The 25,341-nt window shown below is 34.7% G+C and carries 22 protein-coding genes; 14 read left to right on the forward strand and 8 right to left on the reverse strand.

Annotated features, from left to right (window positions below; translation table 11 throughout):
- Positions 1-711: a ribulose-phosphate 3-epimerase gene (gene rpe, locus R3E91_00760; GenBank protein MEZ5314734.1), complete on the reverse strand. Its 711-nt coding sequence runs from the start codon at positions 709-711 to the stop codon at positions 1-3.
- Positions 712-856: 145 nt separating this feature from the next.
- Between rpe and R3E91_00765 the strand changes: the two genes are divergently transcribed.
- From R3E91_00765 to R3E91_00790, 6 genes are all read left to right on the forward strand, one after another.
- Positions 857-2,338, forward strand: coding sequence for a sodium-dependent transporter (locus R3E91_00765; GenBank protein ID MEZ5314735.1), 1,482 nt, complete (start codon positions 857-859; stop codon positions 2,336-2,338).
- Between the two features lie 295 nt (positions 2,339-2,633).
- Complete coding sequence (locus R3E91_00770) at positions 2,634-2,849, forward strand: TM2 domain-containing protein (protein MEZ5314736.1); 216 nt, start codon at positions 2,634-2,636, stop codon at positions 2,847-2,849.
- A gap of 11 nt (positions 2,850-2,860) precedes the next feature.
- Positions 2,861-3,196, forward strand: a complete 336-nt coding sequence (locus tag R3E91_00775) for a hypothetical protein (GenBank protein ID MEZ5314737.1) — start codon at positions 2,861-2,863, stop codon at positions 3,194-3,196.
- 127 nt (positions 3,197-3,323) lie between these two features.
- Entirely contained in the window at positions 3,324-3,830 is a 507-nt protein-coding gene (locus R3E91_00780; protein ID MEZ5314738.1) for a hypothetical protein, read from the forward strand.
- A 278-nt stretch (positions 3,831-4,108) separates the two neighbouring features.
- The gene (locus R3E91_00785; protein MEZ5314739.1) at positions 4,109-6,874 is read left to right on the forward strand and encodes a hypothetical protein; all 2,766 of its coding nucleotides are present in this window, start codon (positions 4,109-4,111) and stop codon (positions 6,872-6,874) included.
- A complete protein-coding gene (locus tag R3E91_00790; protein ID MEZ5314740.1) occupies positions 6,871-7,290 on the forward strand; it encodes a cyclic nucleotide-binding domain-containing protein in 420 nt (139 codons plus the stop codon). Before R3E91_00785 ends, R3E91_00790 begins: the two co-directional genes overlap by 4 nt.
- Positions 7,291-7,338: 48 nt before the next feature.
- Here R3E91_00790 and acpP read toward each other — a convergent pair whose 3' ends face one another.
- The 4 genes from acpP to R3E91_00810 all read right to left on the reverse strand — a co-directional run bounded on the left by acpP (position 7,339) and on the right by R3E91_00810 (position 10,612).
- The gene (acpP, locus tag R3E91_00795) at positions 7,339-7,578 is read right to left on the reverse strand and encodes an acyl carrier protein (GenBank protein MEZ5314741.1); all 240 of its coding nucleotides are present in this window, start codon (positions 7,576-7,578) and stop codon (positions 7,339-7,341) included.
- A gap of 211 nt (positions 7,579-7,789) precedes the next feature.
- On the reverse strand, positions 7,790-8,545 hold the full coding sequence (fabG, locus tag R3E91_00800) for a 3-oxoacyl-ACP reductase FabG (GenBank protein ID MEZ5314742.1): 756 nt from the start codon (positions 8,543-8,545) through the stop codon (positions 7,790-7,792).
- A 57-nt stretch (positions 8,546-8,602) separates the two neighbouring features.
- Positions 8,603-9,544, reverse strand: a complete 942-nt coding sequence (fabD, locus tag R3E91_00805) for an ACP S-malonyltransferase (protein ID MEZ5314743.1) — start codon at positions 9,542-9,544, stop codon at positions 8,603-8,605.
- Between the two features lie 78 nt (positions 9,545-9,622).
- A complete protein-coding gene (locus R3E91_00810; GenBank protein MEZ5314744.1) occupies positions 9,623-10,612 on the reverse strand; it encodes a beta-ketoacyl-ACP synthase III in 990 nt (329 codons plus the stop codon).
- A gap of 92 nt (positions 10,613-10,704) precedes the next feature.
- Here R3E91_00810 and recR point away from each other — a divergent pair, with 92 nt between their 5' ends.
- From recR to lpxD, 4 genes are read left to right on the forward strand one after another with little or no spacing between them, the layout of a single operon-like run.
- Positions 10,705-11,304, forward strand: a complete 600-nt coding sequence (gene recR / locus R3E91_00815) for a recombination mediator RecR (GenBank protein ID MEZ5314745.1) — start codon at positions 10,705-10,707, stop codon at positions 11,302-11,304.
- A 58-nt stretch (positions 11,305-11,362) separates the two neighbouring features.
- Complete coding sequence (gene bamA, locus R3E91_00820; GenBank protein MEZ5314746.1) at positions 11,363-13,717, forward strand: outer membrane protein assembly factor BamA; 2,355 nt, start codon at positions 11,363-11,365, stop codon at positions 13,715-13,717.
- A 37-nt stretch (positions 13,718-13,754) separates the two neighbouring features.
- Entirely contained in the window at positions 13,755-14,309 is a 555-nt protein-coding gene (locus R3E91_00825) for an OmpH family outer membrane protein (GenBank protein MEZ5314747.1), read from the forward strand.
- A gap of 16 nt (positions 14,310-14,325) precedes the next feature.
- On the forward strand, positions 14,326-15,381 hold the full coding sequence (gene lpxD / locus R3E91_00830) for a UDP-3-O-(3-hydroxymyristoyl)glucosamine N-acyltransferase (GenBank protein ID MEZ5314748.1): 1,056 nt from the start codon (positions 14,326-14,328) through the stop codon (positions 15,379-15,381).
- A 9-nt stretch (positions 15,382-15,390) separates the two neighbouring features.
- Here lpxD and R3E91_00835 read toward each other — a convergent pair whose 3' ends face one another.
- Positions 15,391-16,449, reverse strand: a complete 1,059-nt coding sequence (locus tag R3E91_00835) for a hypothetical protein (protein ID MEZ5314749.1) — start codon at positions 16,447-16,449, stop codon at positions 15,391-15,393.
- A gap of 298 nt (positions 16,450-16,747) precedes the next feature.
- On the opposite strand from R3E91_00835, the gene R3E91_00840 reads away from it, so the two are divergent.
- From R3E91_00840 to R3E91_00850, 3 genes are all read left to right on the forward strand, one after another.
- Positions 16,748-17,776: a thiamine pyrophosphate-dependent enzyme gene (locus R3E91_00840; GenBank protein ID MEZ5314750.1), complete on the forward strand. Its 1,029-nt coding sequence runs from the start codon at positions 16,748-16,750 to the stop codon at positions 17,774-17,776.
- A complete protein-coding gene (locus R3E91_00845) occupies positions 17,766-18,746 on the forward strand; it encodes an alpha-ketoacid dehydrogenase subunit beta (GenBank protein MEZ5314751.1) in 981 nt (326 codons plus the stop codon). Before R3E91_00840 ends, R3E91_00845 begins: the two co-directional genes overlap by 11 nt.
- A 104-nt stretch (positions 18,747-18,850) precedes the next feature.
- Positions 18,851-20,116: a dihydrolipoamide acetyltransferase family protein gene (locus R3E91_00850; GenBank protein MEZ5314752.1), complete on the forward strand. Its 1,266-nt coding sequence runs from the start codon at positions 18,851-18,853 to the stop codon at positions 20,114-20,116.
- Between the two features lie 7 nt (positions 20,117-20,123).
- On the opposite strand, the gene R3E91_00855 is transcribed toward R3E91_00850, so the two are convergent.
- On the reverse strand, positions 20,124-21,164 hold the full coding sequence (locus R3E91_00855; protein MEZ5314753.1) for a hypothetical protein: 1,041 nt from the start codon (positions 21,162-21,164) through the stop codon (positions 20,124-20,126).
- A 108-nt stretch (positions 21,165-21,272) separates the two neighbouring features.
- Between R3E91_00855 and R3E91_00860 the strand changes: the two genes are divergently transcribed.
- A complete protein-coding gene (locus R3E91_00860) occupies positions 21,273-23,735 on the forward strand; it encodes a glycogen/starch/alpha-glucan phosphorylase (GenBank protein MEZ5314754.1) in 2,463 nt (820 codons plus the stop codon).
- A gap of 9 nt (positions 23,736-23,744) precedes the next feature.
- Here the strand turns inward: R3E91_00860 and R3E91_00865 are convergent, their stop codons facing one another.
- Complete coding sequence (locus R3E91_00865) at positions 23,745-25,313, reverse strand: hypothetical protein (protein MEZ5314755.1); 1,569 nt, start codon at positions 25,311-25,313, stop codon at positions 23,745-23,747.
- Between the last annotated feature and the right edge of the window lie 28 nt (positions 25,314-25,341).

A 25,341-nucleotide genomic window follows, 5' to 3' on the forward strand; every position in this document is an offset into this window, starting at 1 on the left:
CTAGTTTTCTCCTCCTGATCTTAATATTTTAATCCCCTCACTCATCTTGATATCTTTGAATAAATAGGTCCCAGAAACAAGGATATTTGCTCCGGCTTCAATACACAAAGGAGCTGTTTCAGCATTAATCCCTCCATCAACTTGGATGGGAAAAATAGGCAACTTCTCATCTTTTTTACATCTTTTTTTTTCTTCTTCCTTCTTTTTTGCATTAGAAACTTCGCGGATAAATCGAACTTTATCGAGAATCTCAACAAGAAAAGTCTGCCCTCCAAAGCCAGGATTTACCGTCATAAGAAGTATCAAGTCACATTTATCCAGAAATTTTGGCACAAACTCCACAGAAGTTTCAGGAGAAAAAGCTAAACCTGCTTGAACATTACAACGGTGTATGTAATTAAGTATTTCTTCAATATCTTCAGTTGCTTCAAAATGAAATGTAATCCGATCAGCACCCGCTTCCACAAGCCGTTCAATAAAATCATATGGATTATAAACCATGATATGTACATCTAAAAACAGGGGGGTTGCTGCATTAATGGCAGCAACTGCTTTTGGTCCCAAAGTTAGATTAGGAACAAAATGACCATCCATAATATCCACATGAATACAATCAGCTCCAGCTGCTGTAATTCGCTGCGCTTCATTCGCAAGAGATCCAAAGTCTCCTGCTAGTATAGAGGGAGCGATAAGAATATTTTGAGCTTGCATAAGTACAAATTTGTACACTTTTAAAGAACTGAAAGTCAAGTTTACTATTGAAATTGTTAGACCTATATGTTACACAAGAGTTACTTAAGAAAAAAGTTAAGAAATTAACCTTAATAACAAAGAGATTTGTCAATAAGGAAAGTAGGTGTCTGAAGAACAAAAAGAATTTTTCACCTCTAGATGGGGATTTATCCTCTCAGTATTAGGGATTGCGGTTGGAGCAGGAAATATTTGGCGTTTTTCTCGTGTGGTGGCTCAAAATGGCGGAGGATCCTTTATCATACCTTGGGTGATTTTCCTATTTATCTGGTCTATTCCTCTTATTTTTGCTGAAATTGCTTTAGGTAAATTGACTCGTCGAGCTCCGATAGGTGCATTAATTAAAACAGCTGGTCCAAAATTTGCCTGGATGGGTGCATTCATTGCACTTGTAACCACAGGTATTCTTTTTTATTATTCAGTTGTAGTTGGATGGGGAATTCGCTATTTCCTCTATAGCCTCACTGGCACACTCAAAGCAACAGATCATCAAGCTATCTGGAATCAATATATCCATAGCTTACAACCTCTTTGTTTTCATATCACTTCTGTTTTAATTGGCTCTTTTGTGATCTATAAAGGAATTGCAAAAGGGATTGAGCGAAGCAATAAAATCTTAGTTCCTACTCTTATCCTCATTATTTTAACTATTGCTTGTCGTGCAGTGACTCTTCCTGGTGCTTGGAAAGGAATCTCCTACTTTTTCACTCCAAAATTTGCAGATCTCTTAAATTATAAAATTTGGATTGAAGCACTCACACAAAACGCATGGGACACTGGTGCTGGATGGGGACTTTTGCTTGTCTATTCAGGTTATATTCATAAAAAAGATAGCGTGACAATCAACGGTTCTTTTGTTGCCTTTGGAAATAATGCAATTTCTCTCATTATGGGAATTACAATTTTCGCAACTGCTTTTTCTATTGAAAATCAATCAGGTATCGAATCTATGATCACCGGTCAAGGCAGTACAAACACAGGTCTAATTTTTATCTATCTTCCTAAGCTTTTTTATGCACTCCCTGGAGGATTAGGGATCCATACCACTTTTTCAGCTATTTTCTTTCTGGCTTTTACATTTGCTGCACTAAGCTCTATGATTTCCATGCTCCAACTGACAGCACAAGTTTTTAAAGAAATGGGGATTCAGAGAAACAAATCTATCTTTCTGACTAGCTTGCTTACAATACTACTTGGAATCCCTTCAGCAATGAGTATGGCTTTTTTCGAGAATCAAGATTGGGTATGGAGTTTAGGATTAATTGTAAATGGCCTTTTTACTTCCTTTGCTGTAGCTACCTATGGCACAAATCGCTTTCGTAAAGAAGCTTTAAATACCTGTCCAAATGATTTTAAAATCGGAAAATTTTATAACTTATTTATCAAAATATTCATCCCAGCACAAGCGATTATTTTGATTTTATGGTACTTCTCTCAAAGCTTAACCCACCTTAATACTAAATGGTGGAATCCATTCCAAACTTATGGGATTGGAACTATCGTTTTTCAATGGGGACTTGCTTTAATTATCTTTTTCATTTTAAATAACTATATAGCAAAAAAAACCATACATTCTTCAAAGGATTAAAAAAAATATGAATCTGTTAACTCTAAGTACAATGGTTTTTGTAGTTGGAACCATTTATGGAGGACTTGGATTTATGCTCTTTTTAGTGTTTAAACGAAATCGCAACAACTAAATTCATTTCCGAATACTTTTGTCTAAAAAATTTTAGATTCTTGATAAAAACAACTAGTTTTTGACTATTTTTTTTAAGTTGTGTGAGCATGCCTATCTTAGAACCTTGACAAAAAGCCTTATTTCTTCTATCTCAAATTGCTTATTTAACACTAAATAGATATAAAGAAAACAAGGAGATATCATGTGGGATTCTGAGCCAAAAAATGTAAATTGGGTCTTAGCTTTAGTGATGTCTTTATTCTTTGGAACCTTAGCTATTGATCGTTTTATGATGGGCCACGTTTTTTTAGGAGTTCTTAAGTTAATTACAGCTGGAGGATTTGGAGTTTGGTGGCTAGTCGATGTGATTTTAATTGCATCACATTATAAATTTAAAAATATCAACTGGATTGAGTAAATACTAACTACGTGTCATCCTCCTACATAAAAACCCATCCAAACCCATCTGAACCTTCTATTCATAAAACAGAGGAAGTGGGTTTGCAATTTCCTACAGAAAAAAACACCCCGCCTAACGATTGGATAAAAATTACTGCGATTGCAATTCTGATCATTGCTGCTCTTATTTCACTCCTTTCTTTTCTTTCTATTTTAGGAATATTACCTTCTAGCATTTGTGGACAACAGGAAACTCTTTTAATTGCTCTAATTCCTCTGATCATGATTCCCCCCGCAGCTTGTATAGTTTACTATAGAGTCCAAATCAATCGCCTAATCCTATCCCATGAAAATGGGACTCAATAAAAAAATTTAATTCTTTTAAAATCTTAATTTTAGGATAACCTCTTTAGCTCTCAAAAAAAACTAAAGCATTGATAAAAATTGTCTCAACACTTACCCTTTTATTTTAAAAAAATTAAAAGGATAAAATATGTCAATACAAGCTAATGCACAAAATATACCATTATCTGAAGATGTTACAAATTATATTAATCTATATGTTAAACACGAAATTGACGCAATTATTCTAAGTGAGGATTATAGAAATTTTATTAGCCGTAATGTAGTTGATTATATTTGTCAAGTTAAAGAAATCAATATAGGAAGAAAATCCAACTCAACATGCAAGTATTTATCTGTAGCCTTTCTTGTGGCCTCTCTAATCATAGGATTTCTTGGAACAGCTTCTTATTTAGGATACCTAAATATAGGAGTGCCTGGTGTAGGTAATATGCCTCCTCATGTTGCGTTTTATACTATGGTGGGTGGAGTAAGTATGTCTTTTGTTACTATCTTGGTTCTGTGTATTGAGAATTGTGTTCGTAATAAATCTAATAAACCACATCATGATGCCCGCCTCGATGAGGAGGATAGTTTTAAAACCGAAACTGCTCATCTTAGAGATAGGATGACTCAAGGTCATGATGGTGATGAATAAAATGTTCGTTATTAGTTAAAACTTCTTTATCAAACTCATAAATAAGCACAAAGTTGTTTTCTTTGTATTTAAGATAATCAAATTAGGATAGTTTCTAATCTCATCCTGTAAAATACGTAAAAATTTATATATTTTAATCTAATAAAAAAAGCTATTTACAGTAGATTAGGTAATTAGAAAAACATTTTGTTTAAAAAATAAAAATCTTGAATTCAATCTTTCTTATTGCATAAAATTTTTTCGTTTCTAAATTTAATGGATAAAAAAGGTATGGTGGAATGGAACGAGCGTTTCGCTTACTTTTTAATCTCCATCCGGGAGAGTGGAAAAAAGCTTTTTGTTTTATTGTTCTAGGTCTCTTTTGGAGTATCGGAGGTTACGGCACATTTACTCTCTCTGAAGGGCTTTTTCTTGAGCATATAGGAGCAGGAGCTCTTCCTCAGGCTTATCTAGTGATTGCAGCCTCCATGTGCCTGTTATCTCTTATTTTGATTTTTTGCCTTAACCGTGTTTCAATCCGTCACCTTTTATTTGCCTTAATGGGATTATCGATTGTTTCAATCTTTGGTTTTTTACTTTTTTTATCCTCTGATTCTAAATTGCTGTGGTTTCTTTTTAAAGTGATTGGATGGGTCATGCCAATCTCAACATATATCGTCTACTGGGCTTTTGTTGATCTTTATTTTGATCTCCAAGATGGAAAACGTTTTTTTTGTCTGTTTAACTCAGTCACTTTTCTAGGGGATGCTCTTGGTGGAGGATTAATTTCTTTTTTTCTTGAACCACTTGGGATTCATATGCTTCTTCTTTTGTTTAGCCTCTTTATGATAGCTGCACTCCCTTTTATTTTCGCAATTAATCAGAGACTTAACCCTATTTTAGAAGATCCTAATCAAAGCCATCATCCTATTAATCCTTTAAATTTACATAGCTTATTCACAATCATTATTCGTTCAAAATTCACTCTCTGCCTCCTCTTTTTTTATTTTTCTATGCAGGTGTTAGCAATTGTGACTGAATTTAATTACATGGAAACCTTTACTAAAATTTTTGCTCAATCAAAAGAACATGCTGTCACTAAATTTATTGGAAACCTTGGAATGTGGATTTCTCTTACGAATATGTTTTTTGGGATGATGATTTATAGTCGTTTAGTCAAAAAAATTGGTATCAATAATATGGTCATTATCGCTCCTTCATTTTTCCTAGCTATCTTTGCTGTATGGAATTTAAAAGAAATCCTACCAATTGCTATTTTTGGGATGATTACTCGAGAAGGAATTGCATATGCATTTGATGATAATAATCTTAATTTATTGATTTCTGGAGTACCTAATCGTATCAAAAATCAAGTACGCATTATCATTGAATCTTTTTTTGAACCTGTTGGTATGTTTATTGCTGCTTTGCTCCTTCTTTCTTTTCAACAACAAACTCATCGTCTTGGGTTGATCCTTGCTTGTATGGCAATCATGGTTGTCTTTCTCCTAAGAAAATATTATGCTAGTGCTATTTTTCGCAACTTAGTGACAAGTGCAATCTGTTTTGAGAAAAAAAAAGCTACAGACTGGATCGCTCATTTTTCAAAAAAAGAGCAAAAACAAGTACAATTTCTCCTTATTTCAAAACTAAAAAATGCAACAGAAAAAGAGCAAATTCTTGCTTATGAATATCTTTTGAAAATCAATAATAGTAAAATTCTTCCTCATTTAATTAACCATTTAGGAAAACTGAGCCTACCAATTAAAATCAAAGCCATTGAATTATTTAGTGATAGTAGGTGGGCAAAAGAACCAATTGTGATCGAATGTCTAGAAAGATGGTGTCGTATTTCTCCCCACCCAGCGATGAAAAGTGTGATTCATTTCTATCTTGCTCGTCATGGACTGCAACATCCTAAAGAGATTTTCAATGATCTTCATAGCGATCATTTACGACTACGTGCAGCAGCGATTCTTACTATGAAAACCTCTCCGAAAGCTTCTCAATTTCCTCTTCTTTTTACACAAGCGACTAAAAAACTCGATGATCTGCTCAATTCTAAAGTGGAAGAAGAAGTCTGCTCTGGATTAGAAATTTTAGGTTTTGAAGGCAATTCTGATAATATTCAATGCATTCTCCCCTACCTTAGATGCTCATCATTGATGATCAATCGTACAGCTGCAAAATCAATTGCTTATTGTGTCAATCCTCACAAAAAAGAACATGCAAATTGGATTATTCAAGGTCTTCTTTATACAAATGATCCAAATGCACGACACTTTCTTCTTAAAGCTTTATATACTCTTTCTAATCCCACTATTCTTCAACCGCTTATTCTAGCTTCAAAACATTTTCGTCCAAATGAACTCAAATTAACAGAAGATATTATATTGAAAATTCAACCTCTTTCATCAAATACTCTTTTAAATATCCTCTGTACAAAATCTATACCAGATAGTTGTCGTTTGCTAGCTGGCAGAATTTTAGGTAAAATCGATCGAAAAACACTTCAAAAAAATCTTTATTCAATTGTGAAATTTGAGATTGACCGAGCATATTTCTATTTTTATCATGCTTATGAAATTCAGAAACAACTACCTGAGCAAGAACTTTCTATATTAGAAAATGCCCTATTCACTAATTACCAATCTATTATAGACTTTATTATTCAAATACTTGGTGTCGCGGGGTCAATTGAGCAAAGCCAAATTCTTTCAATGACTTTACGTAGTCCCAATCCAAAAATTCGTGCTCAAGCAATTGAATCTTTAGATAAAACATGTGAAAATCATATTTTCAATCTTCTAGAGCCTTTGATTAATGAACAACACCCAGAGAAAAAAATCCACTACTACTTAAAAAATGGTGGTATTCCTTATAATTTGAATCAATTATTAAATACTATGCAAAACTCCTCTTCAATTGGTGATCAGATTGTGTCGATTAGTTTAAAAGCACGTTTACAAACTCCTGACTGGCGTCAAGCTCTCCGCATCAAGTTAGAAGAAGGTGCAAAAGTCTTTAAAAATCTTGCTAACGAACTTCTTGAGCTAAAAAGATGAAGTTAAATTTGATTGACAAAGCATTCATATTGAAAAAAACTTTGATTTTTGGTGCATTAGATTTAGAATTGCTGTTAACTATTTCAAATCATTTAGAGATAGTTAATCATAAGAAATCTGAAAAGATTTTTCAATCTGATCAACAAAGCCGCTACACTTATCTTATTGTGAATGGAAAGGTTTTAATAGAAGATAAAAGAGGAAACTATCTTGCTGAGCTAGATTCAGGAGAATTTTTTGGAGATGAGTCTCTGTTTAATGAAAAACCACGAGCTTATGAAGCTATTTCTAAAACTCCCTTGACTCTACTTACTCTTTCTTACTCTCATTTGATCAGTATCATCAACGAATGCCCAACAGTGGCAATCGCCTTACTTAAAGCCTATAATCAACATATAGATTTTCGAAAGAGGTAAAAGCAAGCATTTTGAATGCTTGCTTTTAAAAAATTCTAATTCTTTTTCCTATGAATCTTTTTGTTTTTTTCCAATGTAGTTAATTACATCTCCTACAGTTTTGAGTTTTTCAGCTTCTTCTTCAGAAATTTCAAAACCAAAACGCTCCTCAAAAGTCATAATTAATTCTGTAAGATCTAAACTATCTGCATTAAGATCTTCAATAAAAGACTTTTCCGGAGTCACATCTTGCTGATCAACACCAAGTTGTTCAACAACAATATCAGTAACTTCTTTTTCCAGTGACATAGTGATTTCCTCTTTTCTCATAAAAAAAATAAATTTGAAAAAACCTAAATAATTAAAAAAGGATACTTTTTTCTGGTTCTTTTAGCAAGCTTTACAATTCATTGCAAATCTTTCAAAACGCTATTTTACAACTTTTCGAATGACACATAGTCTAATAAAAAGAGATAACCTTATATATATCTTTATTTATAAAAATAAGAGCTAGAAACTTTTATGACATTGCCATTCCACCATCAACGGTTAATACTTCTCCTGTAATATAGTCAGCCATTGAACTAGCTAAAAAAAGTGCTGCATTGCCTATATCTTCAGGTCGACCAAATTTATGCATCGGAATTTGATTAAGGATCGCTTCTCTTTGCTTTTCCTGAATTGTCTTCGTCATATCGGTTTCAATAAAACCGGGTGCAATACAATTAACTGATATATTCCATCTACTTACTTCTTTAGCAAGAGACTTAGTAAAACCAATCATCCCTGCTTTTGAAGCAGCATAATTCGTTTGGCCTGCATTCCCAATCAATCCAACAATAGAGCCAATATTGATAATTTTACCTCTTCGGACCTTCATCATTCGACGGACTAAAGAACGACAAGTGTTATAGACCGAGTTTAAATTTGTATTTATGACCTCTTGCCAATCATTCTCTGAAAGACGGATCAATAAACTATCACGAGTAATCCCCGCATTATTTACCAAAATCTCCACATGGTTAAAATCTTCATAAACTTGTGTAATAGAAGACTCGACCTCTTGATAATTAGAAACATTTACTTTATAAAAAGCAATTTTCTGATCTTTTTTAGCTTTTTTTTGAAAATCTTTTAGTATTTGAGACCCCCGCACTTCATCTGTTCCAAAAAATGCAACAGAAGCTCCATGCTCAATGAAAGAGCTGACAATCTTACTACCAATTCCACGTGTTCCTCCTGTGACAATCGCTGTTTGTTCAGAAAGTAGCTCCATATTCGCTCCTATTTGTAATAGAAAATTTTCTACAAAAGAGTTTCTATCACGATACCTTTAAGAATCAAGCTCAATTAAAGCCAGTTTTTCTAAATCTTCAATTTTATTAATCGGTATCGTTGGTACTGAGACCCCAATTTGTTTATTGATTCCTGTTAGAGTCTTACCACATCCAATTTCTATGAAATAAGCAATCTTAGGCATCATTTTTTGAATCCCCTGCTCCCAGTAAATAGGGGAAGTGACCTGTTGGATTAAATACCTACGCATTTCATCCCTATCTGAAACATAATCGCCAGGAACATTCATTACGAGGTCAATTGAACTCTCAAAAATAGAAATTTCTTGGATTTTTTTTTGTAATTTTTCCTGGGCTAACGCCATTAATCCACTGTGAAATGCACCATGAACATTAAGTAGTACCGTTCTTTTTGCCCCTCTGGCCTTTGCAGCTTCAATGCCAGCTTTTACTCCTTTATGAGTTCCAGAAATTACTGTTTGACCTGGACAATTAAAATTTGCTATCCAAAGATCATCAGGTAAATCTAGCTGAGAGACCATCTCTTTAATCTCCTTAGCTGAGAGACCAAAAAGAGCCGCCATGGTTCCACGAGTTTTTTCACATGCCTCATGCATCACCTCACCACGAAACTGCACCAATGACAAACATGTGGAAAAAGGAAGATAGTTACTCGCTGTAAGTGCAGTATATTCCCCTAAACTCAAACCAGCACAGACAGAAGGTTTAAGATGAGGAAATTCTTTTTGAAGAACTCTTAGAATGGCTATACTTAAAAGGTAAATCCCAGTTTGACTATTGGACGTTTCAGTAAGTTGATCACTCGGTCCTTCAAATACAATCTTAGAAAGACAACGATTTAACTGTTCATCGCCTTCCTGAAAAACCTCTCTTGCTTGAGTATAAGTTTTGTAAAAATCTTGTCCCATTCCTACAATTTGAGATCCTTGTCCAGGAAAAAGAAAAGCGATGTTTTTCATAACACTACCTCCCAACTATTCTTAGATTGTTTTTAAGAAATGATGTTTTTTATTGTAACTGGATAAAAACAAAAGGCTTTATATTTTTTTTAAAATTGTTGCTCCCCAAGTAAATCCTGCACCAAAAGCAACTAAAAGAATACATTCTCCACTTTCGATAGTTCTTTCTCTAATTAATTCATCAAAAGCAATTGCAACAGCTGAAGCAGAGGTATTCCCATATTTATGCACTGTCTTAAAAACCTTCGACTCATTGACTCCAAATCTTCGAGCAATCGCATCAATAATCCTTGCATTAGCTTGATGAGGAACAAGCCAATCGATCTCATCTTCATGCATATTTGCTCGTTCTAAACAATCTTTTGCTGCATTCTCCATTCTACGAACAGCATGTTTGAAAACCTCTTTACCTTCCATCATGATAAAATGTTGATGTTGAGCAATCGTATCTGGTGAAGCTGGTATACGACAGCCTCCGGCTGGAAGTATAAGAAGTTGAGCCAGCTCCCCATCAGCACCAAGAGACGATTCCATAATTTCATATCCCTCTCCATGATCACTAATAACTGAAGCAGAGGCACCATCACCAAACAAAACACAAGTATTTCGATCTTTATAGTTGACAAAGGAAGAAAGTTTTTCAGAAGCAATCAACAAAATATTCCTATAGATACCAGAATCAATAAAACCTTTCGCCATCACCAATCCATAGAGATAACCCGTACAAGCTGCTTGAAAATCAAAAGCAGCCGCTTGATGCGCTCCTAACATGTTCTGAATCAAGGCGGCTGTACTTGGAAATATATAATCAGGTGAGATTGTAGCAACCAAGATAAGATCAATCTCTGTGGGATTTTTCTTAGCTATTTTAAGAGCAGCTTTTGCTGCTTTTAGACCCATATCAGAGCTGTATTCATCATAGCTAGCAATACGTCTTTCCTTTATCCCCGTTCTTGAATAAATCCACTCATCAGAAGTATCGACTAGTTTTTCTAAATCTTCATTATTTAAAATGTGTTCAGGTAAATAAGAACCTGTCCCAATAATGCGGGCTTTTGTCTTCACAATAATTCTTTATAAATAAACGGTTAAAGCAAATAAATAATACTTTAGCAAATGGTGCTTTAAAATAAAACCCTTAAGGGGCAATATATTTTTCTATGCACTATCCCAAGCCTCTTTCGCAACTGATAGCAATTTTCCAAAAACTCCCAGGAGTAGGAATAAAAACAGCTGAAAGATTTGCTTTTCATGTTCTAAATTGGCCCGAAGAGAAGTTGGCTGATATGGCCTCAATAATTAAAAACATAAAAAAAAATATTAGTCACTGCCTTGAATGTGGGAGTTTGGTTGAAGAGGGAAATAAGTGCACAATATGTTACAATAAGAATAGAAACTCAAAAACTTTATGCATTGTTGCTTCAGTTAAAGATGTTTTTTTAATTGAGGAAACAAGAGAATATACCGGGCTTTATCATGTTCTTGGAACACTTTTTTCACCAATTCATGGTCTAGCACCTTCTAAAAAAACCATTGATAAACTTAAAGCTCGTATCGTTGAAATGGAGATTCGTGAAATCATTATTGCCTTAGATGCAACTTTAGAAGGAGATGCAACTTCTCTTTACTTAAAAAAAGAATTAACAAATTTCTCTCTTTCTGTTTCTCGTCTTGCTCTTGGGTTGCCAATGGGTAGTTCTCTTGACTTTATTGATGGAGGCACATTAGCGCGCGCCTTTTCTGGTAGGCATGCATATTAACTTGATTAAATTAAACGCTTTCTCTTACGATTTTTATCTTTGATCTTTGTAAATTATTATGAAACACTGGATTTTTGCCTTTTTTTTATTTAGTTTTCCTTTTTTCTCTTTTGCCGAACAATATGAAACCATGCGGATTGCTAAAATTGAATTTATTCCTCGCAATGTTTCAAATGATGAAACATTTCATCCTATAGCGATTCAATCTCGAATGGAATCAAAAGTTGGGAATTATTTTTCTCAATCAGAGTTTGATAGTGATTTAAAGATGCTTGCTAAAGAATATGACCAGGTGTTGCCATCGATTGAAGTGATTCATAATGAGATCTATATCTTTTTGAATATCTGTTTGAAGCCTATCATTAACAAAATCCATTTTTGTGGAAATGAAGAGATAAAATCGAAAAAACTATTCAAAAATTTAGGGATTGAGACTGGTTCATTATTTGAGCGCGACGAGTTTATTAAAGCCTTACACCAGCTTCGACTCTTCTATGCAAAAAGAGGATACTTTGAAGCTGAAATTGATTATTTGATCATACCAAATGAAGAAGGAAGTAAAATTGATATTGAAATTCATATCTCTGAAGGTCGTGCTGGTAAAATTCATCAGATTCTTTTTGAAGGATTGAATGCCAGAGAAGAAGAAGAGATTCTAGAGGAAATCCTATCTCAACCCTATAATGTTCTACTAAGTTGGTATAGTGGGAAGGGAATATATCATCCCGAAATGATTGAGCATGATAGGCTTAAAATTATTAATTACTTACAAAATCAGGGGTATGCTGATGCTATAGTAGACATGTCGGTTAAAGAAGCTAAAGTAGCTAAAAAAATTGATTTGGTGATTAAAGTTGAAAAAGGGATTTGTTATAAGGTTGGGCATATTAACATAGAAGGAAACTCTCTCTTTACTCATGAGAAAATTTATGAAGTCTTCGCTTTTAGTATGAAAAGTCCTCTTTCTCCTGAAAAGATTCGTTCAACAATTCAAGCGATTCGTGATCTTTATGGATCCTATGGTTACATAGATACAGATATTGACATCCAAATGGTCATGCGCAACGACTCTCCTGTTTATGATCTCTTCATCAAGATTGAAGAAGGACTACAGTATTATGTGGGTTTAATTCGGGTTTTTGGAAATCGTTCGACCCAAACTAAAGTCATTCTTCATGAGAGTCTGCTTTGTCCAGGAGAAGTGTTTGATAATCGTAAAATTGAAAAAACTGAAGCGCGTTTAGGAAATACTGGATTTTTTAGTTGTGTCAATGTTTATGCTGTTCGTTCTCAAATCGAAGATTGCGATTCAAAAAAACTCTATCGTGATGTTTACATCGAGGTAGAAGAAACAGATACTGGAAATCTCGGCCTTTTTGCTGGATTTAGCTCTCTTGATCGAATCTTTGGAGGGATAGAAATCACTGAACGTAATTTTAACATCACTGGACTGATGGATTTATTGAATAAAGGTCCTAGGGGTTTACGTGGAGGTGGAGAGTATACTCATGCAAAGGTCAATATTGGAGATAGACAAACAAGTTATCTTTTGTCTTGGACAAAACCTTATTTTCTCGATACTCCATGGATTTTTGGCGTAGACTTAGAAAAAAGTGATAACCGTATCTATTCACGTGACTATGAAATTAAGACATATGGAGGAACTGTCCACGGTACTTATATTATTAATTCCTTTTTAAAATATGATATTTATTACCGTGCTCGTCATACTAACATTGATATACGTGAGAAGAATAATGTTACTTTGCGTAAGGAAGGCGAGCAAACTGGTTTTATTTCAGCAGTTGGAAATGCTTTGATTTATGATTCAACAGATCATCCACGTCGTGCTTCATGTGGTTTTCGTTCTAGACTTGGTTATGAAGTTGCTGGTATGGGAGGCAACTATCAGTTTATGAAATTTTCCTATTTGAATACCTACTACTATCCATTTAGTCGAAAAGGAACACTCAAAATACGTGGAGATATACAATTTATTACTACTTATGGCAGTACAGATCCCGTCAATCTCCCTTTAAGTGAACGGTTCTTTTTAGGAGGTGAAACGACTGTACGTGGTTACAGGCCATTTATTATTGGACCAAAATTTGGAAATAATGAACCTCGTGGAGGTCTTTCCTCGTTACTCCTATCAGAAGAGTATCAACATAACCTAGTCACAATTCCTTCTGTTGATGGATTTATTTTTGTTGATGCAGGGTATGTATCAATGAATGAATTTACTCTTGGTCCACTATCTGCAAGTATTGGATTTGGAATACGGGTAGAAGTGATGCGCAATATGCCTCTCATGTTTGGGTTAGGTTGGCCGATCCATCCAAATGATATAGTAAATGGTCAAAAAGTAAATGTTGCTCAGCGATTTTTCTTTGCAATCGGTGGCAGCTTCTAAATATAAATTTAATCTGAAAATGCTTAAGGAGAAAAATATGAAAAAAATTCAAATGATTATGCTCTCTCTGGCTCTTGTCTTGATCAATAGCACAGTCATTGGCGCTGATGCAAATATTGGTTTTATCAATTTCAAAACCTGTGTTGAAAAATCTAAGCATGGCCAACAAGAAAGAGATAAACTTGAAGCTATGAAAAAACAAATGACTGAAACACTCGAAAAAACGGATAACGAGCTTCAAGAAATGGCAAAAAAGATTGAAGACCAAGATTATATGGATGCTCTTTCTTCTACTGCTCAAAATGAATTGAAACAAAAATTTCAATTTTTAAGTCAAGATTTTGCACGTTATCAAAACCAATATTACCAAATGCTGAATCAAGCAAATTATAAAATGCTCCAGACAATACACGATGAAGTCAGCTCTATATCTGAGAAAATACGTGAAAGAAAAAAGCTCTCATTCATCATGAATGAAGACTCAGCTTTTGCCTTTGCTCCATCTCTTGATTTCACTGAAGAAACAATAAAAGAAATGGACAAGCAATTTGAAATTGAAAACAATCCAAGTTCAATAGCAAATTTAAATTGAAAACTTGGAGAACACTATGAGTCGATACACACTGGAAGAAATAAGAGAAATCACAAATTCAAAACTTATTGGCAATCCTAATTATGAGATTACAGGAGTTGATGATTTAGAAACAGCTTCTTCCAGTGAACTTTCTTTTCTTCATAATCCCCTTTATCAGAATAAGCTTTATGCTTCTCAAGCAGGAGCAGTGATTATTTCAAGTGATTTTACTAATTTTAAGAATGAATCTAATAAACAATATTTAGTTCATCCAAACCCTTCAATTGCTTTTCAAAAAGTCATCGAATTATTTATCCATCCCTCCTCTTCTGGCTTTTCAGGAATTCACCCAACTGCTGTCATTCATGAAGAAGCTTGTTTAGATCAAGAAGTAGATATTGGACCTCATGTGACTATTGACCGTGGTGCAATAATTGGAAAAAACACAGTCATTGGAGCAAATGTCTCAATTGGCACGAATACAATCGTTGGTGCTAACTGTATTCTCTATCCTAATGTAGTTATACGTGAAAACTGCACTATCGGAAATCGTGTCATTCTACAACCAGGTGCGATCATAGGTTCATGTGGTTTTGGTTTTTTTACTGATGCAAAAGGCAATAATCATAAATTGAAACAGTTAGGAAGGGTGATTATAGAAGATGATGTTGAAATTGGAGCGAATAGTACCATCGATCGTGCCCGTTTTAAAGCAACAATCATAGGGCGTGGTACAAAAATTGATAATCTTGTTCAGATTGCTCATCAAGTAGAAATTGGCAACAATAATCTAATCGCTGCTCAAGTCGGAATTGCTGGCTCTACTAAAACCGGATCTTCTGTGATATTTGGTGGACAAGTGGGGATCACGGGACATATTTCGATTGCTGATGGTGCAGTATTTGCAGCTAGGTCTGCAGTAAGTAAAACAATTAAAAAACGAGGTGTCTATAGTGGAGTACCAGCAATCCCAATTAAAGATGCTCATCGTCAATATGTGTCATTAAAAAGCATTTGTCAACTTACTCAGCGCATTAAAGATCTTGAAACAGATCTAAAAAAACTCCAAGATGAAAAATCCCTAAGATAAAAAATCTTTCTAAAACATATGAGTATTGTTAAAAAGTAACTTGATAATAAGTATCTTAGTAATGCGTCGATCAAGTTCTTCTTCCTGAATTTTTTCAAGACGAACAAGCTGACATAATAAATTGATTAAATCAGGTAATTTTTCTCTGACTAAAAAGAGATCATAGTGGCAATTAAATGCGATAAGACATTGTTTCACAGTAAAAAACTTAACCGAGTTAATTGTATCAAAAATTTTTAGAGTCTTAAATCCTATGATATCAAGAGATTGTGAGTCATTTTTTTGAAAAATTGGAATTGGAAATTTTTCCTTACATAGCTGAAATGAGGGTAACTGCTTTTCTTTTAATCGATTTCCTTTTGCAACAATTCCTTTACCTTGACGAATACCACGGCTAAAAGCTTCAATTTGTTTTTTTACCATTGGGAAGGAGATGAAATTTCTTTCCTGATTAAATTGGACATGAACACCTAGCCGACGATTTTGAGACATGACAGCTTTACCCAAATCAGAAAAACACTGTTCAGAAAAATTGCTACTTGGAAGACGATCACCCTGAAAATAAAAAGAGAGTCCATGAAGAAAATCATTTCCAACTAAAAGTGTTGTTTTTGAAATTTTTTGGTAATAATCAATAAGATAAGCTTGATGTTTATAGCTACCTTTTCTAAACAAAATGCCCCCAATATGATCATTTAGAATCCTTGATTCAACTTCAGCCTGAAGATGGGTGTCATAAACTGCATCAGTTTCTAAAAAGCAAAGTTGAGCCACTTTTTCTTGAAGAGTTTTCATTTTATTTAACAGTTTATTTGCTTCTTGAAGCAATATTTGATCCGCATAGATTCTTATTTTATTGCTATTATCTTGTTTGATTTTAGCAAAAAGATCAGGTTGAGTGGGAAATATGTTCTGATTTTTCATCCAATGTCTTCCTAAATAATGTACGTATTTATATTTGTTCTTTTTTTCTTCTTCTCCATTGTTCGGATAATGGTCCTTAGAATGGTCGACATCGATTGATTGAATATTCTTAACATACTGACTGAAATGGGATCCATAAGTCATTTTTCACCTATTCAAATAATATATTTTACCAAAAAAATTAAGACACCATTAAGATAAAAAAGAGAATTTTTCCGCAACAAAATACTTAAAAAAAATCTGACAACTTTTATAAAAAAGACATGAATATGCTAATGGAAAAATAATTAACAATTCTAAATAGAAAAATAGGAATTAGATTCTATAAATCATATAAATTGCATAAATTGAGATTTATAGAATTTTATAAGAAACAAAATTCATCAATTGAGTCTACAATCATTTCTTGTATTTTTGCCTAAATCTTGTTTAAGATAAAGGAATGAAGAAACCCTCTTACTTCTCAAGTGACTTTAAAGATAATGAAATAAATCTTGAAACAATCAAGCGAATCGGTAAAAAACAAGTTTTAGAAGCGCTATATCTGATGGTTTTGATTCGCCATTTTGAAATCCGTGGTGAATCAGCTTACCAGCAAGGGTTAATAGGAGGATTTTATCACGCATATTCCGGTCAAGAGGCAATTCAAACTGCTGCTGTTCAAGTATTTGGAAAAGAAAACTGGTATGTAACTTCTTATCGTTGTCATGCTCTTCCCCTTCTCTTAGGTGTGACACCTCATGAACTAATGGCAGAATTATACGGTCGCTTGACAGGTAATGCTAAAGGAAGAGGTGGTTCAATGCATTTCTATACGAATCGCATGTTAGGGGGTGCGGCAATTGTTGGAGGTCATCTTCCAATTGCTATTGGTGCCGCTTTTTCTATCAAATATCAAAATAAGAACAATGAGCTTTCTGTCTGTTTTTTAGGTGAAGGAGCTGTTGCGCAAGGAGCTTTTCATGAATCACTGAATCTCGCATCTCTATGGGATTTACCTGTGATTTTTATTATTGAAAATAATCAATGGGGAATGGGAACACATGCATCTCGTGCACTTTGTTGTTCAGAAGCAATTGCTGAGAAACAGGGTCCAAGCTATAACATAAATAGCTACAAGTTAAATGGAATGAATTATTTTGATTGTTATCAGGGATTTAGATCTATCTACCAAGAATGTTTAAAAACAGGTCGTCCAGTTTTAATTGAATGTCTCTGCGAAAGATTAAAAGGTCATTCGATATCCGATCCAGGTCTTTATCGTACAAAAACAGATTTAGAGGCAATTAAGAAAAAAGATCCTATTGTTTTTCTAAAAAACCATCTGAAAAAATGCGACCTACTCACTGAAGAAGAGTTTGAAATTTTAAATAAAAAAGCCAAAGACACTATTCTTGAATCGATGACTTATGCTGAGAATAGCCCTTGGCCCTCTCCAGCCGGCCTTGAACAGGATGTCTATGCTCCATAAGACTCAAATAATTCAAATGCGTGAAGCAATTTGCCAAGCTCTTGATGAAGAAATGGTAAGAGATGAAATGGTTGTCATCATAGGCGAAGAAGTAGCTCAGTATAATGGTGCTTATAAATTAACCAAAGGACTTCTCGATAAATGGGGACCTAAACGGGTAATTGATACTCCAATTTCTGAGCTTGCTTTTTCTGGACTAGGAATTGGAGCAGCAATGACAGGTCTGCGTCCTGTTGTTGAGTTTATGAGTTGGAATTTTTCTTTTGTGAGTTGTGATCAGATTATCTCTAATGCAGCAAAAATGTATTATATGTCTGGTGGCAGATTTAATGTTCCAATTGTATTTCGAGGCCCCAATGGAGCAGCTGCACAAGTTTCAAGTCAACATTCTCATTGTGTAGAAGCTTTCTATAGTAATCTTCCAGGACTGATTATCCTCGCTCCAAGTAATCCCTACGATGCTAAAGGTCTGCTTAAAACTGCTATTCGTAATAATAATCCTGTGTTATTTCTTGAAAGTGAACTTGATTATGGAATGGAAATGGAAATTCCTATAGAAGAGTATCTTGTTCCAATTGGAAAGGCTAAAATTGTTCAAGAGGGTAAGGATCTTACCCTGCTTTCTTATAGTCATGTACTCAGAAATTGTGTAGAGGCAATCAATCAACAAGTTGATATCAGTGTAGAACTAATTGATCTAAGAACAATTAAACCTCTTGATATTTCTACTATCATCAAATCAGTAAAAAAAACTCACCGATGTCTGATTGTTGAAGAAGGGCACTATTTTTCTGGGATTGCTGCTGAGGTAGGATTTCAAGTGATGGAGTTTTGTTTTGATGATCTTGATGCACCTGTTATGCGTGTCTGTCAACGTGAAACACCTATGCCTTATTCCAAAATATTGGAAGCCTCCACTTTACCAAATGTAGATCGTATAAAAGATGCAATACAAAAAATCTTACAATAAAATTTCATAAGCAAAAATCCCATTTTTTTCACTTGCAATTCCAAAGGGATAATTCAATAATCAAGCCAATATGACAATGTTGCTTATGAAAATGGATTTATGACATGCCTTTTACTGTGATTATGCCTAAACTTTCCCCTACGATGGAAGAAGGAATAATTGCCAAATGGCATAAAAAAGAAGGAGATTTTGTTAAAGCAGATGAACTTCTTTTAGAGATTACTACAGACAAAGCTACAATTGAATACCATGCTCTTGATGAGGGGTGGCTACGTAAAATTTTACTTCTTAACGGATCGATAGGATTGGTTAATCAACCTATTGCAATTTTTACAGAGATAAAAGATGAAAGTATTGAGGGATTTTCACCTAACCCATCTCCTGATCTGAATGAAAAGAAAGAAGAAAAAAAAGAACAAACCATTCTATCTTCTCCAATCACCTCTCATGCAATTCAACAACCTATCTTTATTCCAGAGCCTCCTCTTAAAAAAGTATTAAAACCTATCACAAAAAAAAATTCTGTTTCTCCATTAGCTCGTCGTCTAGCAGAAGAACATCACCTTGATCTTACCACAGTGAAGGGCTCAGGACCTTATGGGCGTATTACGAGTAAAGATTTAAAAATGGCACAGCCTATTGGCTTAGTTAATTTTAAAACTCAAGAACTCCCTTCCCTTCCAGCTGGCAGTTATGAGGAAAAAGCTCTCACTCCGATGCGAAAAATCATCGGAGAAAGACTGCAAAAATCTAAAAGCTTTATTCCCCATTTCTATGTCAAACAAATCATCAATGCTGAACCAATCGTGATCCTCCGTAAACAGCTTAAAAAGCTCAATCTGAATATGACTTTTAATGATATCATCATCAAGAGTTGTGCCTTAGCACTTTCCAAACACATGGAAATCAATACTGGCTTTAATACAGTGAATGCAACATTGATTCAATTTAAAACAATTGATATTTCCGTAGCAGTGGCTGTTAAAGAAGGCTTAATCACTCCTATTATTCGTCATGCGAATTATAAAAATCTCCAAGAGATTTCAGTCGAAATGCAAATGCTCGCAGAAAAAGCTCAGAAAAACCAGTTAAAAGAAGAAGAGTACAAAGGAGGATCTTTTACGTTATCTAATCTTGGGATGTGCGGGATTACGGAGTTCACAGCGATCCTTAATCCACCTCAAGGAGCAATTTTAGCTGTAGGAGCGATAGAAGATAGAGCTGTAGTAAAAGATGGATCTGTTGTAGCTGGGAAAACACTATCCCTCACTCTTTCTGTCGACCATCGAGTCATTGATGGTCAACCTGCTGCAGATTTTATGAAAACACTGCAATTCCTATTAGAAAATCCCATTGCAATACTTATATAGATACGTGTCACTTCGATAGAGAATAGATATGTATCACTTTCGCGTCATAACCTGATTTCTCATTTACCATCTTACTCAAACTTTTTCCTTCTACAATTTTGTTGTTTTTTATTCTAATTGAACCTTGAGGCTGATAACACCCAGGAACAAAAAAGTTCCATTCTAGGTTTGCAAAAGTCCATAAACGTTGAGGCCCTCCCACTGACCAATACCCCTCTGCTCTTGAAGCCCCTTGATTCCAATCTCTTTCAATTTTACTAAGTAATATTGCTCCTTGCCTAGGATGAACTAATGAGTAGATTGCAGCGACCATATAAGCCAAACCATAAGAAGGAGATAAGATAATCTGTTTGAATGAGCGTAAAGGTTGTTCAACAAGATCTCGCATTTTATAACGAGAGGGTTTACCCAGTGTTGGTCGATTTAAACAAGCTTCAATAGCCAAGTGAGTCGCGACCCAAAATGGAATAATTGCCATCCGAATCACATGATAGGCAATAGAACAGGCGATATAGATTGGAGCCGTAAGAATGACGATGGTATTGATCTGATAATATTGATCCCATGGCTTTGCTTGGTAAAAATAGACTATTCCAGATTGATTCTTATTTAAAGTAGAGAGATCAACAAGCCTTGTCTTATTTTTTCTTTTATCTCCATCCTCTACTTTACTTTCTTTACCTCCTTCAATGGAGAAATAGAGTAGCTTTTCGGAGGTTAAATGCTTGAAAATTTTTTTATGCACCAAAGGATCTACCTTATTGCATGCTCGGTGAACGATCCAAGCTGCTCCACCAATGGATAAGGTAGATATTCCTAAACCGATCGCTAAACTTCCTGGTTTAATATGACCCCAAGAGATCGAAAAACCTGATTGATGCAATGAGTTGACTATAAGTGCACAAACTCCAATAATCACAAGAGAAGCGGCGGCAGCTCCTATAATCCGTTTAGTTATTGAAAACTCAAATCCCTTAAAGTCTATTATTGGTACTGATTCGACATATGAGGCATTTTCTTTAAAAAAATCGTTGATTGAATTTGTCATAGTTAAAAAAATTTTAAACTCATCTATATTAAATAGCAATTAAAAAATAAATATTTGACAATGCTTTCTTATTCAAGATAGTCTTTATTATAAAAAGGAACAAACCTCTTGACTAAACTCGCCACTGTTAAACTTGAGCATCTTAAAGGAGACACTGAATCGCTTAAAGATCTCATTGTAGATCATCTTCGATATACTCTTGCAAAAGATAAATATACTGCGACGAAAAGAGATCTATTTCAAGCAGTCGCTTATACAGTTAGGGATCATATGGTAGGCCAGTGGATAAAAACACAACAACACTATTATGATACTGATGTCAAAAGAGTCTATTATCTTTCAATGGAGTTTTTGATTGGAAGAACTCTGGAAAATAGTTTAATCAATTTAGGGATTCTTGAAAATTGTCGTCAAGCAATTGCTGATCTTGGTTTTCATCTCGATCTGATTATCGAAATGGAGAGAGATGCCGGATTAGGCAATGGTGGACTTGGTCGATTAGCTGCCTGTTTTCTTGATTCGATGGCGACTCTCGGTATTCCAGGTTATGGTTATGGAATTCGATATGATTATGGGATCTTTAACCAACAAATCTCTGAAGGAGATCAACAAGAGATTCCTGATAATTGGCTGCGTTATGGAAATCCTTGGGAAATCTGTAGAAGTGAATACCTGTATCCCATCCAGTTTTACGGAAGAGTTATCAATGATAAAGATGGTAAAGGAAAACACCGATTTCAATGGATCGATACTCAAGAAGTGATGGCAATGGCCTATGACATCCCTATTTGTGGCTATCTTAATAAGACAGTCAATACCTTGCGTCTTTGGCAAGCTAAATCATCACGTGGATTTAATCTAAGTTATTTTAATCATGGGGATTATATCCGAGCTATTGAAGATATGGCCATGACAGAAAATATCTCAAAAGTACTTTATCCTAATGACAATCTCTTTGAAGGGAAAGAATTAAGATTGAAACAAGAATATTTTCTTGTTTCAGCGACTATTCAAGATATTATCCGAAGGCACAATAAGGGACACCTCTACTTAGATAATCTTGATGAAAAAGTTGCGATTCAACTCAATGATACCCATCCTTCTCTTGTGATTCCAGAAATGATGCGGATTCTTATCGATCGTGAAGAATTAGAATGGGATAAAGCATGGAGTCTTACAAAAAAAATTTTTGCTTATACTAACCACACTCTCTTACCAGAAGCAATTGAAAGATGGCCTATCTCTCTTTTTGAGAGAGTTCTGCCTCGTCACTTACAGATTATCTATGAGATAAATCATAGATGGCTGAAACAAGTAGAACTGCATTCCTCAAACAACCTTGAGATGCAGCAGAAACTCTCTATTATTGAAGAGGGAAATCACAAACAAATTAATATGGCGCATCTTGCCATCATTGGCTCTCATAAAGTCAATGGTGTCTCTGCACTCCACTCTAATTTGCTAAAAAATCATGTATTTAAACAATTTTCGGAAATAGAACCAAATAAATTTACTAATAAAACGAATGGGATTACCCCTAGACGCTGGCTCAAAACATGTAATCCATCTCTAGCAGAACTTATTTCCTCTTGTATTGGTCATCAATGGATAGTTGAACTCTCAGAACTTGAAAAACTCATTCTATATCAGAATGATCATGGTTTTCATCACGATTGGGATAAAATCAAACAGAACAATAAAAAAGCTTTCTCTAATTTTATTTTTACTCAAAAAAATATCCTTGTAAACCCTGAATCGATGTTTGATTGTCAAATTAAACGCATTCATGAATATAAGAGACAATTGCTTAACGTTCTAAGACTCATTCATGACTACTGTTTCATCAAAGATCATCCTAATGCTGATTGGATCCCTCGCACTATCTTTTTTAGTGGAAAAGCTGCACCGAGTTATTTTATAGCAAAATTGATCATTAAACTGATCACCTCAGTAAGTAGAGTGATCAATGATGATCAATCTATCTCCAATAAACTAAAAATTGTCTTTCTTGAAAACTATTGTGTGACACTAGCTGAAAAAATGATTCCTGCTGCCGATCTATCTGAACAAATTTCTATGGCAGGGACAGAAGCCTCTGGAACAGGTAATATGAAATTTGCACTTAATGGAGCACTCACAATTGGGACTTTTGATGGAGCCAATATCGAGATCTTAGAAGAGGTGGGTTCTGAAAATATTTTTATTTTTGGAATGAAAGCTGAAGAGATTATGCAATTAAAAGAAACAGGTTATAGGCCTATCGATACCTACCACCAAAATGCTGATTTAAAACGGGTAATTGATATGATTCGGGATGGATTTTTCAATTCAGAAAACAAAAATCTCTTTGAACCTATTATTCACACTCTTCTTGAAGGTGGTGATCACTATTGTCTTCTAGCAGACTTTGCTTCCTATATTCATTGTCAAAATGAGGTCAGTAAAGTCTATGCAAACCAAAATGTATGGATAAAAAAATCCATTCATAATGTTGCAAAAATGGGGAAATTTTCGAGTGATCGTACAATTAAAGAATATGCTCAGGAGATTTGGGGATTAAGGCTAAATTAAAATGTGTCTTTAATTTCGAAATAACTTTTGACGTAGGTGTTCTTTTTGAATCTGGAGCGTTCGTAACTCGCGCATAATCTCCTTATGATTTTCATCATTTATCATATCAATAAGGTCCCGCTCGTGAAGAGTAATGATTTCAATTTCATTACGTAGATATTGAGCTTCCATTCGCCATTTAAAAAATTTACGTAGAAAACAGAAAAGGGATTTCATAGGATCATACAACTTAGGAAAAAAATGGAGATAATCAAACCGTTGTGCACGCTCTTTGTTTTCTTGTTCTATTTCCTTTTCAGTGAGATGAAAAGAGAGCCAATTTTCAGATAGAGGAAGAATATGCTGATGAGCTGGAAAAGCATGCCATATATTAAACATGAATTTCACAATCGCAGGAATGAGTAATATGCAATCTATAAAGTAGACTGGATAATAGCGCCATCTTTTTTTCCCTAAAAATACCGTCACATTTCCAATCACCTTTTCTCCTACTCGCCAGAATGCAAAATCATCTAAATTGGCAGAAATGAGAATTTTTCTTTTACGTATTTCATCCATACTTCGATAAAATTCATAATCTCTTCGATTCGGATTGGGAGGATTAAAAGCATGGGCTTGATGGATAAGATCATGTGAATAAAGCCCAATCTGTATAGCTAGTGAACCACCCATGCTATGTCCAACTACAAATGGCAACTCGCCATTATATAAGTCACGCAAATGCTTGTGAATCCTTCTCCATGAATGTGCATATGCCGCTGTTGCAGAACCATGAGTCGCAAAATTTGCCATAATGGATCCAATCATAGAGGGTTGTGAAGGCCAAAGCTCTGTTCCTTGACATAAGTAGATTGGTATGGCTTTCTCTTTCATGGGCACCATACTTATTGTACGTACTCCTTCAGCAATTAGATGTTTATGACAACGATAAGCGACTAGTTGATCTGATTTTTTAAATGAAGGAATTTTCAGGATCTTACCTTCGATTTCGCGATAAGCTGCTCCATGACTAAGGATGGCTAATGTGAGCCATTGACGTCTAAAATCATCTTGAATGTAAGCTAGCCTAGCCAAGTCCTGGTAGATATTTGAGAGCTGCTCCTTATCTTTTTTCAGACGATGAGTAATAAAGAGTTTGGGTAAGAGACCAGGAGGTGTAGCATTTTCATCAAAATAAAGCGCACTTTCTTCATTCCATTCAATACAAATTGGATGTAAATCAATCTTTTTAATATCAATTGAATCATTTATACGCTCCCAAATACGAAAAAAAAGCTCTGTACAAAGAGGTTGACCAAGAGCATACATGCGTAAAAATCCATCTTGATCAATAATTCTTGGTAATGATGCAGATTTAGTGGGTGGGTTTTCTTGAATCCAAATGAAACGAATCAATCGATTTGCTTCTTCCCAGGATTCTGCCTTGCATGCTTCCACACAAGCCATGTAAACATGGGCTAAAGTTTCGCGATTTTTTGGTTTTTTAAGAGGTTTGGTATGTACTAAAGAAAAAGCATTCTCTTTCCAGAGAATCCACCCTTTTCTTATCTTTTTTTCATAAAAATCATGCAGTTTCATGAAAAACTAACAATTGCCATTAACGATC

This window comes from Chlamydiales bacterium, assembly GCA_041395025.1.
GTDB lineage: Bacteria > Chlamydiota > Chlamydiia > Chlamydiales > JAAKFR01 > JAJACP01.